Annotated in this window: 13 protein-coding genes; 3 read left to right on the top strand and 10 right to left on the bottom strand. The window is 31.9% G+C overall.

Annotation, left to right across the window (positions count from 1 at the left end; genetic code table 11):
- Positions 1 to 856: 856 nt before the first annotated feature.
- Entirely contained in the window at positions 857 to 2,092 is a 1,236-nt protein-coding gene (locus tag RCH18_RS14010; protein WP_326937392.1) for an ABC transporter permease, read from the bottom strand.
- A gap of 76 nt (positions 2,093 to 2,168) precedes the next feature.
- Positions 2,169 to 2,663, bottom strand: a complete 495-nt coding sequence (locus RCH18_RS14015) for a YkgJ family cysteine cluster protein (RefSeq protein WP_326937393.1) — start codon at positions 2,661 to 2,663, stop codon at positions 2,169 to 2,171.
- An 86-nt stretch (positions 2,664 to 2,749) separates the two neighbouring features.
- On the opposite strand from RCH18_RS14015, the gene RCH18_RS14020 reads away from it, so the two are divergent.
- Positions 2,750 to 3,466 carry a class I SAM-dependent methyltransferase gene (locus RCH18_RS14020; protein WP_326937394.1) on the top strand — a complete coding sequence of 239 codons (717 nt, stop codon included), beginning with the start codon at positions 2,750 to 2,752 and terminating at the stop codon, positions 3,464 to 3,466.
- 148 nt (positions 3,467 to 3,614) lie between these two features.
- Here the strand turns inward: RCH18_RS14020 and RCH18_RS14025 are convergent, their stop codons facing one another.
- The 8 genes from RCH18_RS14025 to RCH18_RS14060 all read right to left on the bottom strand — a co-directional run bounded on the left by RCH18_RS14025 (position 3,615) and on the right by RCH18_RS14060 (position 10,608).
- The gene (locus tag RCH18_RS14025; RefSeq protein ID WP_326937395.1) at positions 3,615 to 4,016 is read right to left on the bottom strand and encodes a DUF2059 domain-containing protein; all 402 of its coding nucleotides are present in this window, start codon (positions 4,014 to 4,016) and stop codon (positions 3,615 to 3,617) included.
- Positions 4,017 to 4,048: 32 nt separating this feature from the next.
- Positions 4,049 to 4,681: a 7-carboxy-7-deazaguanine synthase QueE gene (locus tag RCH18_RS14030; RefSeq protein WP_326937396.1), complete on the bottom strand. Its 633-nt coding sequence runs from the start codon at positions 4,679 to 4,681 to the stop codon at positions 4,049 to 4,051.
- Between the two features lie 211 nt (positions 4,682 to 4,892).
- On the bottom strand, positions 4,893 to 6,596 hold the full coding sequence (locus RCH18_RS14035) for a tetratricopeptide repeat protein (protein ID WP_326937397.1): 1,704 nt from the start codon (positions 6,594 to 6,596) through the stop codon (positions 4,893 to 4,895).
- Complete coding sequence (locus RCH18_RS14040; protein ID WP_326937398.1) at positions 6,583 to 7,500, bottom strand: PstS family phosphate ABC transporter substrate-binding protein; 918 nt, start codon at positions 7,498 to 7,500, stop codon at positions 6,583 to 6,585. Before RCH18_RS14040 ends, RCH18_RS14035 begins: the two co-directional genes overlap by 14 nt.
- Positions 7,501 to 7,733: 233 nt before the next feature.
- Positions 7,734 to 8,534 (bottom strand): energy transducer TonB, encoded by an 801-nt coding sequence (locus RCH18_RS14045; protein WP_326937399.1) that lies wholly within the window; start codon positions 8,532 to 8,534, stop codon positions 7,734 to 7,736.
- 40 nt (positions 8,535 to 8,574) lie between these two features.
- Entirely contained in the window at positions 8,575 to 9,123 is a 549-nt protein-coding gene (locus tag RCH18_RS14050; protein WP_326937400.1) for an ExbD/TolR family protein, read from the bottom strand.
- Between the two features lie 18 nt (positions 9,124 to 9,141).
- Complete coding sequence (locus RCH18_RS14055; RefSeq protein WP_326937401.1) at positions 9,142 to 9,753, bottom strand: ExbD/TolR family protein; 612 nt, start codon at positions 9,751 to 9,753, stop codon at positions 9,142 to 9,144.
- 36 nt (positions 9,754 to 9,789) lie between these two features.
- A complete protein-coding gene (locus RCH18_RS14060; RefSeq protein ID WP_326937402.1) occupies positions 9,790 to 10,608 on the bottom strand; it encodes a MotA/TolQ/ExbB proton channel family protein in 819 nt (272 codons plus the stop codon).
- 1,170 nt (positions 10,609 to 11,778) lie between these two features.
- Here RCH18_RS14060 and RCH18_RS14065 point away from each other — a divergent pair.
- Both RCH18_RS14065 and RCH18_RS14070 read left to right on the top strand, forming a co-directional pair.
- Positions 11,779 to 12,141 carry a cupin domain-containing protein gene (locus tag RCH18_RS14065; protein WP_326937403.1) on the top strand — a complete coding sequence of 121 codons (363 nt, stop codon included), beginning with the start codon at positions 11,779 to 11,781 and terminating at the stop codon, positions 12,139 to 12,141.
- Positions 12,142 to 12,185: 44 nt separating this feature from the next.
- A complete protein-coding gene (locus tag RCH18_RS14070) occupies positions 12,186 to 13,463 on the top strand; it encodes an NAD(P)/FAD-dependent oxidoreductase (RefSeq protein WP_326937404.1) in 1,278 nt (425 codons plus the stop codon).
- Positions 13,464 to 13,466 lie beyond the last annotated feature (3 nt).

The raw sequence follows: 13,466 nt of genomic DNA on the forward strand, positions 1-13,466 counted from the left end.
TTAGTTTAAAACTGCTTTTCAATATTTAAGTAAGAACGTATGCGCTTGTTGCGGGTGCAAAAGTAGTGCGTTTATTCGCTTCTACAAGCTTTTTAAGCAAGTATTTTTCTGATTTGTGGAAGATTGCTTTTAAATGGTTGTAAACGTGAAACTTGAAAGTGAAGTTTTTTTATTAATACTTACTCAAGGTTAAATGTGTTAGCTGAAATAGCAAGGTCGCTCCTATATTATGCCGTTTGTCCTGATTTGGATATTGTCGTTTTCTGTACTTTCTTTTTTCCTTCCTATATATAGGTAGTGCGGTTTGTATGCATTTGAGAGGTTATTGCATGACCATTGATGTGAAATGCAGATAGATCTTCCCACGGTTGAAACCGTGGGCGATGGCTTGCTATAATCAGCTTACAATTTTACCTTCTATATAGGAGTGATCGGGATTTAAACAGTACACATTTAGATAAGATCGATTTTGACACATAGATTCCTTGATAGCGATAGCTATGGAAAAGCCAATCGCAAGTGAAGTGGAACGGCACTTGCCAAGGATTAATACCAAATCATCGTCAGTAAAAAACTGAAAAGCATATCCTCAAAGTTGAAAACTTTGCGAAACAGGTAGAGGGAGCAACAAACAAAGATTCTTCCTTCGTCAGAATGACAAAGTTATAAAAATATAAGCTTGTGGTAATAGCATATAAGTCGCGTTAGGGATAATAGTGGAAAGCCCACAGGCAAGTGAAGTGCAACGGAACTTGCCGAGGACTTGTAGCGAATAGCCCGGCCCTAAATACAATAGAGCCCATGAACCGAAAAGGTAATGGGCTCTATTGTATTTAGGGAAACGCCCAGAGAAGCATTAATCGTAACGAATTGCTTTTACAGGTGAAATTCGAGTAATTATGTACGATGGAATAAGTAGGACTGTAAAACACACTGCGATTGTTAGTCCGTTAAGCAGCAATATATACCCCCAATTTAAATAAACCGGAGCTTGATTGACATAATAATTTTCAGGATTAAGTTTGATCACACCAAAATACTGCTGTGCTAATAACAATAAGATTCCAATAAGATTACCCCAGAACAAACCACGTATTATTAAATAGAAAGCATTATACAGAAATATTTTTCTAACTGACCAATTGTTAGCACCCAGTGCTTTTAATATTCCAATCATTTGGGTGCGTTCCAGTATTAACACTAATAATGCAACTACCATATTTATGGTTGCGACAAGAATCATTACCGCTAAAATTACAATGATATTGAAATCAAATAATTGTAACCATTCAAATATATAACTGTATTTTTCTATTATAGTCTTTGTATCTAGCGTTGAGGACGTTTGTTCATATACTTGCTCACCAGCAGTTTTAATGTTGTCAAAATCATTTATAAAAACTTCAAATGCTCCCACTTCGTTAGAATTCCATTTATTAATGCGTTGCAGGTGCCTAATATCTCCTATTATATAAGTGGCGTCAAATTCTTGAAAACCAGAATTAAAAATTCCAGTGATTTTAAATCTTCGGCTAGAAGGTAACTTGTTCTGATCTTCTTTAACAAAAAACGTGTTGAAAGAATCACCCACTTTTAAATTTAATCTATTTGCTAAAAATTCTGAAATGACCACATCTTGATTTAATCCCTTCGAAAAATTAGGCAAATTCCCCGCTATCAAATACTCTTTAATATTATTCCATCTATAATCTTCGCCAACTCCCTTCAAAATGATCCCTTCAAAGGCTGTTTCAGTTCTTATTATTCCAGCCTTAGTGGCCACGGCTTGGATGTGATTTATGCCAGAAACTGAATTAAACTTTGGATAAAATGCTTGATCTTTAGAAATTGGCGTTAAAGTAACCTCCGAAAGATTGTTGTCATAGTTTGAAATAACAATATGCCCGTTGAAGGCAGCAATTTTTTCTTGAATTTTTTGTTGAAGTCCAATTCCAGTTGCTACTGAAACAATCATCATGATCATTCCAATTGCAATTGCAGCAATTGCAATTTTTATGATAGGTGACGAAATACTACTTTTATAATCTTTTGCAGTTATGAGTCTTTTTGCTATAAAATATTCTAAATTCAAGTGTAAAAGTTTATGATTATTGTGCTTTGCTATTTAAGAGCTTTTCAAAAATAGTACAAAACATGAAATTAAAAGTTTATAAAGGTAAATTCTTTTTCATTTCTTCAACGATATTAAAAGCTGCTGGACAAATAGCAACATTCTTCAAAGTTAAATCTGTAATTTGCTGAAACTTTTTTCTATCTGTATGTGGAAATTCTCTACAAGCTTTTGGACGAACATCATAAATCATACACGCATTTTCATGATCAAGAAAACTACAAGGAATATTTTGTAATACGTAATCTTGCTCTTCATCTACCCGCAAATAATTATTGATGAATTGTTGTGGTTTTTGACGAAGATATTTTGCTATGCGTTCAATATCAGCAGTTGTGAATAGTGGTCCCGTCGTTTTACAACAATTTGCACAATTTAAACAATTTGTTTTTTTGAACTCCACTTTATGTAAATCTTGCATTACATAATCTAAATTCTTTGGTGTTTTCTTTTTTAGCTTATCAAAATACTTTTTGTTTTCGATATGCTTATCTTTGGCTTCTTTAGCAAGATTGTTTAGAATGTTTTTCAAGTTTCAAGTTTAACGTTTGGAATGCAAAGTTACACTTTTTGAATTACGAATTTTAGGCGATCAATTTTGAATTTTTAACTAATACTATGAAAGATCTTTTTGGCAAAGCAATTCTTGACTATCAAACTAATAATTCTCCTGAGGATTTAATAACAGAAACAACAATTTCTGAACAAGATGAAATGTCTGTTGCTTATTTATTTCGTTCTTATCAAGAAATGCCGTTATTAGAACAGAAAGCGTTAGCACTTGCACATGGAAAAGTTTTAGATATTGGTTGCGGTGCTGGAAGCCATAGTTTGCATTTACAAAACAATCTAAATCTAGAAGTTATTTCTATTGATATTTCTACTAACGCTATTGATGCCTGCAAGCTTCGCGGACTAAAAAATGTTCACATTCAAGACATTCTTGAAATGGATTCATTAAGTTTAGTACATAAGTTTGATACAATTTTATTACTGATGAATGGGACTGGTATTTTTGGAACTATAAAAAATATACCTCAATATCTTCAGAAATTAAAAAGTTTATTAAATATAAATGCACAGATATTGATCGATAGTTCAGATATCATTTATATGTTTGATGAAGATGAGGATGGATCTTATACAGTTCCTGCAAATGGTTATTATGGTGAATTAGAATTCTCGGTAACATATAAAGGTGAAAAAGAAGATCCTTTTCCTTGGCTTTATCTAGATTATAACACTTTACAAAATGCGGCATTAGCCAATGGGTTACAATGTGAATTAATTATTGAAGGAGAGCATTTTGATTATTTAGCAAAACTTTATATTTAACAGAAATTCATGATAGGATACAAAATATATAAAGTCATTTAATATTTAGGAATTCTAACAATTGAAAATGAAATTATTACTAATCGAAAGCATGACCTAAAACAAAAAAACCCAAATTAAAATTTGGGTTTTTTTGAATTTAATAATTTTATTGCATGTATTTCATCATCATGCTTTGCAATCCTGTACCCCACTCTTGACCTGCTGCGGTCGATTTTTTATAAAGTTCACCAGTTGAGCTTGAAATTTTCTTACCTAGTGGTGAATTATAAAATTTTAGCATTTCTTTAATTTCGTCCTGAGTATATGTTTCCATATAAATAACAGCTAGTTTTTCATACAATGAAGGCAAACTAGCATCAAATTCTTTTGAGAATTCAGTCTTTTTCGCTTCAGGGATGTTTTGCATAATTTGCTCCTTGGCCATTTGCATAGGACCAGCTGCACCAGAAATTTCTATTACTTTTAATGCATCAGCTTTAAAAGAGTCTTGAGCGGTAACACAATTCGCAATCAAAATTACTGCAAATGTTAAAAATACTTTTTTCATTGATTATTTTTTATAGCCAAATATAAACTTTTTTATGGAATATTTAAATATTTATGCGTTTGTAATGAAACTCTCCATTTAGGATTTTTCATCACATAATCAACAATTAGCGGAGTCATCTCTTCCTTTTTACTCCATTCCGGTTGAAGAAATAATATGGCATTTGAATTAACTTTTTCAGCCTGCTCTTCTGCAAAAATGAAATCGTGTTTATTAAAAATGATTACTTTTAATTCATCTGCATTATCATAAACGGTTTTTGTAGGCAACTTATTTTTCTTCGGCGAAAGACATATCCAATCCCATGTTCCAGATAAAGGATAAGCTCCTGAAGTTTCTATGTGTACTTTTAAATGTTTATTTTTTAGACTCTGCGTCAATGCACTCATGTCCCACATCAGTGGCTCTCCACCAGTGACAACAACGGTTTCTGAAAAGATACTAGCATTATTGACAATTAAATCTATCGCTGTTGGCGGATGCAATTCAGCATTCCAACTTTCTTTCACATCGCACCAGTGACATCCAACATCACATCCACCAATTCTAATAAAGTAGGCTGCAGTTCCTGTATGATATCCTTCTCCTTGTATAGTGTAGAACTCCTCCATAAGAGGTAACATTGTTCCTTTATTAACTTCTAATTGTATTTCTTTTGATAACATTTATTTAATTTAAAGTGCAAAGATAACTAATTAGAAAAGGAGTTAAATTGAAAAGAACGACTAATTAAAATTTCTTAGAATTCAAATTAAGAAGCTTTCGAAAGAAATAACAAATTACCGAAGACTTTCACATGTAAACTAATACTTACTGTAACAAAAAAAACCGATGATCATAAAATCATCGGCTTTAAATAGAAAAATAAACTCTTATTTATTTTAAAATTTTAATAGATTCAGTGGCATATTTATTAGCTGGATCGATAACTAAAGATTTATTAAAATATTCAATAGCTTTAGATTTGTCAGTATTAGCATAACTAGCAGCAATATTATTGTATGATTCAATGATTTTAGCTTTAACAGCATCTTTAGCTAGTTCTTCTGCACCTAACTCAGTTGTTTTGGCAACATAATCTTCATAATTTTGTACCATTAAATCATCTTTTTCAAGCAATCTATTAGTTCTTGCTTTATACAAATAAGCTTCTAAATAAGTAGGAGAAGCAATTAAAACTTTATCAAACGCAGCATTTGCCTTTTGCAAACTTATTTCATCAACTTTTACATCTTTAGCCTTATTCACATTAGCATAATAATTAGCTAAACCATAATATACATTATCATCAAGGAAATTTGTAGATTCGTTTGTGTTTGCACCAAATTCAAATATAGCAGCAGATTCACTGTATAGTTTCTGTGAAAATAATTTTTTACCAACTTCGCTTAAATCCTGGACGGCTAAAGGCTCCATCTCTATAGCCTTTTTAATATCCATCATTCCATTTTGAAATGCAACAGGATCAATTGACATTCCATCAGCAGCTGTTCCCTTTTTAATTTTTGTTAATCCTAAATACAAATAATCTAAAGCAATTGCTTTATTTCCTGGAGATGTTATAAAATTCTCTAATGACTTTATAGCTACATCAACATTTCCATTTTTATAAGCAGAATAACCTAAATAACGATATATTCGCGGATTAACTTTATCTAATTCAACCATCTTATTAGCTTCAGCTTCCAGCGCAACATAATCTTCTACTAAGATTAAAAAGTCAGCACGTCTCATTCTAGAATGAATCGAATAATCAGTTAATGACATGTATTTATCATAATATCCTATAGCAGTCTTGTAATTAACTTCAGCTTGCGAAGGCTTATTACGAGCAATTTTATAATATGTTTCCGCTAATTCTCTATAAACTGGACCATAATTTGGATTCAATGAGATTACTTCATTATAAGCTTTTAAGGCCTCATCATATGATTTTGCTCCTTTTAATAATACACCTAACTGCATTTTAGCTCTTAGTAAACCATTATCTGCTTGAAACGCATTTCTATAAGCTACATAAGCATCATTTTGGTTTCCATCACCATAATAAGCATCACCTAATGCTAACTGTATCTGAGGATCTTGGGAATTAATAGCTACCGCTTTATTCAGTGTAGTAATCGCACTTTTGTAATCTGGCTTTTCAGCATTCATATAAGCTCTGGCAATATAAATATACTCTTGAAAATCCTTTCTGCGCATGTCTTTAGTTACAGCTGCAAATTTTGATTGAGCAGCTGTATTATTTTTTGCATTTAAATCAATTTGCGCAAGTCCGATATTATTTAAAATACCTTCATCAGAAGCGTTTAACCCATTTTGAAAATAAATTTTTGCTGAGTCTTGTATGCTTTGATTCAAATAAACATTTCCTAAAATAAAAAATGCAGCGCCATTTGATGGCTTATCTTTAATTATTGATTTTAATATTGATTTAGCGCTTTCATATTGCTCAGCATCTATCGCCTTCTTAGCCTGATTAATATCCTGCGCCTGAATTGTAAATGCTGAAGCTAAAAGAGCTACGCTTACCACTGTTAATTTATTCATCTTTATAGTACTTAATTTAATTTTCATCATTTTTAGAATTTGTTTTAATAGTTAATTTTCTACCAGGAGTTCGAATTGGTAATAATCCTGATTTTAAAATTATTCTTTGTCCGATATCACCCGCCACAAATGAAGCGAAACCCATACCTAAACCAGAATATCCTTGACAATTAATTATAAACAAATCACGTGCCAAAGGATATTTTCCCTCAGCTAAATTATTTTGTGTTGGCGCAAAAAACTTATTGCTATCAACACCTTTAACACTCATAACATTAATATCATTTACTAATGCAGCATTTTGAGGAGAAGGTTGATAAAGCCAATTTAATCCAATAACTCCTATTATTCCGTCATTTTTAGCCACAAATTTTATAACATCTTCATTAACTTTAAATGAATAAATACCATTTTTAGGCATTTCACTAATTCCAGCTAACTCGCTCATATAACGCACGGTGCTCGAATTGGGATTGTCAAAAACTAATCCTTTAATTGTACTTTGTGGTTTACCTTGCATAAAAAGAATAACATCTTTCAGTACCACTAACGTATCTTTATTACTTTTATTAGCTATAAACGCAATAGCATCTGATCCAATTTTAGTTACTTTTGGATTTATTTTATTTTGTTCAAAATGCTTAGTCTCTTCAGAAGTCAACTTTCTAGATAAAATAGCAATTTGGGAAGTGTCTTTAAGAAATGCTAACATCACTTCTTTTTCTGATCTTGATTTTAAAAGAACACTTGCTTTATATTGACCTTCAAACACGGCAATTTGATCCTCAATAATTGGTTTTATGGTTTCATCAACTAATATCGTAGCTGTACCTTTAAGAATTGTTTCTTTATCATTTTCTGACTTTTTACAATTAAAAAATAATATTGAGAAACAAAATATCAGAATAAGAGACAGTATTTTCGAAAAATTCATAATTTAATCTTTAGTATCATTAATAATTCTGAAGCATCTAAAAATAGAATATACAATAAGAAGAATTCCAAATAAAATTCTATATTCAACGGATAGGTCGAAAGGGAAATTCTTCATAAATATAACAAATAATCCCAATACGAAATAAAGTACAAAAAACAAAAGTGCTATAACAAGAAGAAATCGCTCTTTCAGCGATTTCTTCTTCACATTGTTAAGTATGTTGTCTAACATTAATCAGCCGATTGAATAGTAATTGGTAATGAATACAGAACTCTAACTTTTTTACCATTTTGTTCTCCAGGCGTCCATTTAGGACATTTTTTCAAAACTCTAATCGCTTCTTTTCCTGTTCCATAACCTATATCTCTAATAACTTTGATATCTGTTAGCGAACCATCTTTCTCTACAACAAAAGTAACATAAACTTTACCTTTAAGACCTTCTTCTTCAGGAGTTTGATAATTACTACCTACAAATTTATAGAACTTTTCGATACCACCAGGAAAATCAGGTTTCACCTCAATACCAGCGGTATTATATATTTGATTATCATCAGCTGCTTCAACAATTGCTGCTTTACCGGTACCTACTGGCTCCACGGTTAAAACTGCATCAGGATCTCCTTTAATAGTTTCAGCTCCTAATTTTTTTTCTTTTAACTCTACAATTTTAGGTGGCTCCTCAGTTACATCTTCAGCTTTTGCAACTACTGGTTTAACAAACTTCACCTGATCGACCTTTGGCGGCGGCGGCGGCGGCGGCGGCACGTTCAATTTTGGCTTTTCTTGCTTAGGAGGTAACTTTATTGTTGTAAGCTTGATATCTCTATCAATATCCTGCTCTTCCCCTTTAGGAATCATATTTATAATTAGGGGAGCAGCAACAGCAAGACTAAAAAATACTGCACCTAAAGCAAGTGCCTTAATAGTAGTTTTTCTGTTGGTTTTCCTCAATACATAAGCACCGTAAGCTTTATTACGCCCCTCAAATACGATTTCAAGCCATTGATTTTTTAATATATCTAATTTCATTTTTCTTAATTATTAGGTTATTAAGAAAATAAGATTACTCTTATTTTCCTTCTAACAATTTTGTTTCTTCAGGCGAAAAATCATTAACGATAGTGTAAGTAGGAATGCTAGAAATTGCCATTTCATCCAAGATATCAATAATGTTTTTATAATTAGATTTCTTACTAGGCTTAATGATTACAATCATTCCTTGATCAGGCTTGCCTTTTGCAGTCGAATAAGCTAATACTTCTTTCTTTCTTTTTAACAATTCTTGACGTATTCCATCTTTTCCGAAAGATAAATCCTTAGGACCTGCTAATGGAGTTGCCAATAATCCCATATAAAAAACTAACTTGTTATCGTCCCCAAGTAAGACCGTCATTGTACGATTTTCATCAACTTTGATATCATCCCCTTTTTCGTTTTTATCTGGCAACCCCAAGCTCATCGATTGAGGTTTAGACAATGTTGTGGTAAGCATAAAAAATGTAATTAATAAGAAAGCTAAATCAACCATGGCAGTTAAATCTACTTTCGCATTTAATTTCTGACTTCTTACTTTACCACCTTTTTTGCCTCCACCGTCACCGGTATTTAATTCAGCCATTTTAGTGTATTTTTTTTATTAAAAATCTTTTCCTCTTAAACCAGTAACTAAACTAAAGCTATTGATTTTCTGATCTTGTAAAATATCCATCACTTTTCTAATTGCTGGATATTCCTCTTTAGCATCGCCTTTGATAGCGATTTGTAATTCCTTATCGTTTACCTCTATATTAGCAATACGAGCGTTACGAACCCAGTCTTTTAATTGGTTATCTAATGAATCCGATGGAATTCCAGGTTGACCTGCTTTACTTCTATCAGCTGCTTTCATATCGATAATTTGCTTTAAACTTTCGATTGGAACACCAAAATCATCCATTAAGGCAAATTTTTCTTTGTCATCCTCAGAAAATGCAACCCCGTATTTTTCACCCATTAATTGAAGAGTCTTTTTACGGATTTCTCTACCTTTTAGATCAAAGAATATTTTGCCTTTACCTACTGTTAGCGTCGCTAAATCAGTTTCAGGCAATTTTGTCTGAACAGTTGAAGCAGGAGTATCTACTGGTAGAGCTTCCGGAATTTTTGCAGTTGATGTCATTACAAAGAAGGTAAGCAAAAGAAACGCTACATCACACATTGCAGTCATATCTGTTGACCCCGGACTTTTTTTCACTACTATTTTTGCCATTCTTTTTGTTTTAAATTTGATATAAATATCAAAATATTATTGCTTCAAACTTCCTCTAAATCTTCTGTAAGAATTTACTATTGAAACAGCTGCTTCGTCAATAGAATATGTTAAATCATCAATTTTAGAAGTAAAGAAGTTGTAAGAGATAATAGCTACCGCTGAAGTTCCAATTCCTGTTGCAGTATTAATTAATGCTTCAGATATACCCGCTGCAAGAGCTGCTTGATCTGGAGTTCCAGCCGCTGCCAATGCACCAAACGCTTTGATCATCCCAGCCACAGTTCCTAACAATCCAACAAGAGTTCCTAAAGATACTAAAGAAGAGATGATTGTCATGTTTTTTTGCAACATTGGCATTTCAAGAGATGTAGCCTCTTCTATTTCTTTATGTATTGTTTCTGCTGCCTCTTCACTGTTAAATCCTTCTTTTTTAACTGCTTGATATTTTACAAGTGCAGATTTAATTGCATTAGCAACTGAACCTTGTTGTTTATCACACGCATCAATCGCTTCTTCAATTTGACCCGCTTTAATATTAGCTTGGATCTTTGTCATAAAAGTATCCAATTTAGTTTTTCCAGCAGCTTTTGAAATAACAGCGTACCTTTCAATAGAAAAAACAAGAACCATCAACAACATTCCTAATAACACTGGAACAACTATCCCTCCATGGTAAACTTGACCTAAGGTGTTCAATGGAACTCCTGTTTCAATATTACCGCCCTCAAAATTTGAAGCATCGCCCATGATAAATTTCCAAATCAACACACCAATTCCAATACACGCAACAATAATCAGTCCTGAAACCATTCCTCCACCGTTTGAAGTGTTTTCCTTTTTAACGTTTGCCATTTTTTTTAATTTTAATAGTTTTAAATAAATTATCTTAGTTATAATAAACTTGTAGTGGAGCAAATTTATATTTTTAGTTCAAATAAAAAAACTTTTTTTTATTTAATTGTAATTAAATTTATTTTAAATACATATTTCCAGAACACTCCTTTGCATTTATATAGATATAGGCAAGCAAATAAGCATTTAAACAAAAAATAATGTAGCGAATTATGAATAATTATGACAATTTACAAAAAATTGCAAACAAAAGAATAAACTTGTTTTTTGCGATATTAACACATTAAAAGCAAGAAAAATGCATTTTGCACTTTAATAGTAAATTTTAAAAATTTATAATACCTTGCGATTGATTTAAATTAAAGTTTATGACTTTAGGAGTTCCTTCATTAGACACACTTTCAAAAGTTACGCTTTTAAAGGGGAAAATATTATTTTAGAGGGGAACAAAACTCGACGGAAGCATTAAACGGGATATTCAAGTAAAATGCCTCTAAAGAATTTGAAGCGTCATGGTCTATTATTTGGTGAAACAAGTAATGGTAAAACTAAAACTATTTAAGCACTTTTAGAGCAATTGTCTAACTTTGAGATTCGTGTTTTGGTGATGGACAGCAAAAGAGGATTTTAATGTAATTGCTAAAGAAGGGGAAGAATAAGTATTTATTATGAACGTCATTCAAAAATTAACATTCCTATAAAATTTACAGTTTTCCGGCTGAATTATTAACTATTTCAGATGAAAATGGAGTTCGATTGCATACTATTATATCTAACTTTAGCCCTAAACCATCATAAATCTTAATGACACACAAGCGGGAATTGTTTCTGTAATTTTTAAATATTGTGATGACCACAAAATGCCATGACTTGATTTAAAGGATATTAAAAAAGTGATTAATTATAGCACTCCAGAAAGTAAAGAAGAGATTTAAGAGCAATAGAGTAAAATTTCCACTTCGATAACGGTTGCTATTCTGCATAAAATTATTGAATTCGAGCAACAAGCTGCGAATCTAAAAAATAGCCAATTCCTAAATTAGACACTACAACGGTAGTAGAAATCAGTTTTAAAAGTATTGACAAGCGCAACGTTTATTCAGGGATCGTTTGGTATTTTAACTAAAATGTTAAAGAAATAATAGAATTATAAAATAAAAACAGCCCATTGTGAAAAAATATATTATCCAAAAAACACCATTTACAGTTCCAACTACTGATGGAAAAATAATTGAAGAACATCATGGAAAAGCTACGACTAACAATAATGAAATTTCTATTGCTCACATGATAGCACCGCCTCAATGGTGTGAACCTTTTCAAACTCCCGCATTTGAAGAATATACCTATATCATAAAAGGTAAAAAACAATTTATTATTGAGGGTGAAATTATTATTCTTGAAGCTGGTCAATCTATTAAAATTGAGAAGAATACCCGTGTCCAATATTCAAATCCATTTACTGAATCGTGTGAATATATTGCCATTTGCACTCCCGCCTTTTCAATAGAAAACGTTAATAGAGAAGACTAAATTCCCAAACTTTTGTATCTTTATATTTCGAAAATAATTTAGATATGGGAATTAAAAAGAAAATTGTAATAATTGGTGCTGGCTTTGCGGGTTTGCGATTAGCACAAGATTTAGAAAATACAAATTTTGACGTTTTATTAATTGACAAAAATAATTATCATCAATTTCAGCCGTTGATGTATCAAGTAGCAACGGCAAGACTTGAACCTGCCAGCATCTCATTTCCATTAAGAAAAGTATTTCAACATTCTAAAAATGTAAGAATAAGGATTGCTGACGTATTAAGTGTTGACACATCACATAAAATTTTAAAAACTTCGATTGCGGATTTTGAATATGACCACTTAGTGGTTGCTTTTGGTTGTACTACGAATTATTTTGGAAATACTGAGATAGAAAAATACGCATTCCCAATGAAATCTGTCCCAGAAGCTATTCAGCTTCGAAATGAAATTTTACAAACTTTTGAAGATGCGCTAATAGCTTCACCAGAAGAACTGCAATCATTAATGAATTTCGTAATAGTTGGTGGTGGACCTACAGGAGTTGAACTTGCGGGAGCATTGGCAGAAATGAAAAAGAATATTCTACCAAAGGACTACCCAGACAAAGACTTCTCCAAACTAACCATATATTTATTAGAAGGTTCGCCCAATGTATTAAATCCAATGAGTGCTGAATCTCAAAAAATGTCACGGAAATATTTAGAAGAGTTAGGCGTAATAGTAAAAACAAGCACTATTGTTAAAAATTATGACGGTAGAATTGTAAGCTTACAAGATGGAGATATTATAAAATCTACTAATGTTATATGGGCAGCTGGAATTATCGGAAACACGCTCGACGGTATTCCTATAGAAAGCGTCACACGAGGAAGTAGATTTATAGTTGATAGATATAATAAAATCTTAAATCTTGATGATGTATATGCATTAGGCGATATTGCTTTTATGACTACACCCAAGTATCCAAATGGTCACCCACAAGTGGCAAGTGTAGCTATTGAACAAGCTAAAGTTTTAGCTGATAATTTTAAACTTAGTTTAAAAAACAAGTCAAAAATTGAATACGAATACCACGATAAAGGTTCAATGGCCACTGTAGGAAAACGAAAAGCAGTTGTTGACTTGCCCAAATTTAGTTTTCAGGGACGTTTAGCGTGGTTTACTTGGATGTTTATTCACTTAATGTTGATTTTAAGTGTTAAGAACAAACTTTCTATTTTTGTAAATTGGATGTTTAGTTATTTCAATAATGATAGCACATTACGTGTATTGTTAAAACCAGCAACAAAAGTAGATTTTGCAAAAAAGGACTCTTAATAA

This window comes from Flavobacterium sp. PL11, from assembly GCF_035985025.1.
Classification (GTDB): Bacteria; Bacteroidota; Bacteroidia; order Flavobacteriales; family Flavobacteriaceae; genus Flavobacterium.

Bases quoted from the DNA above. Each gene is read 5' to 3' on its own strand.
- RCH18_RS14050 (WP_326937400.1), bottom strand. From the start codon at position 9,123: ATGGCTGAATTAAATACCGGTGACGGTGGAGGCAAAAAAGGTGGTAAA.
- RCH18_RS14055 (WP_326937401.1), bottom strand. From the start codon at position 9,753: ATGGCAAAAATAGTAGTGAAAAAAAGTCCGGGGTCAACAGATATGACT.
- RCH18_RS14045 (WP_326937399.1), bottom strand. From the start codon at position 8,534: ATGAAATTAGATATATTAAAAAATCAATGGCTTGAAATCGTATTTGAG.
- RCH18_RS14020 (WP_326937394.1), top strand. From the start codon at position 2,750: ATGAAAGATCTTTTTGGCAAAGCAATTCTTGACTATCAAACTAATAAT.
- RCH18_RS14030 (WP_326937396.1), bottom strand. From the start codon at position 4,681: ATGTTATCAAAAGAAATACAATTAGAAGTTAATAAAGGAACAATGTTA.
- RCH18_RS14035 (WP_326937397.1), bottom strand. From the start codon at position 6,596: ATGATGAAAATTAAATTAAGTACTATAAAGATGAATAAATTAACAGTG.
- RCH18_RS14060 (WP_326937402.1), bottom strand. From the start codon at position 10,608: ATGGCAAACGTTAAAAAGGAAAACACTTCAAACGGTGGAGGAATGGTT.
- RCH18_RS14025 (WP_326937395.1), bottom strand. From the start codon at position 4,016: ATGAAAAAAGTATTTTTAACATTTGCAGTAATTTTGATTGCGAATTGT.
- RCH18_RS14070 (WP_326937404.1), top strand. From the start codon at position 12,186: ATGGGAATTAAAAAGAAAATTGTAATAATTGGTGCTGGCTTTGCGGGT.
- RCH18_RS14040 (WP_326937398.1), bottom strand. From the start codon at position 7,500: ATGAATTTTTCGAAAATACTGTCTCTTATTCTGATATTTTGTTTCTCA.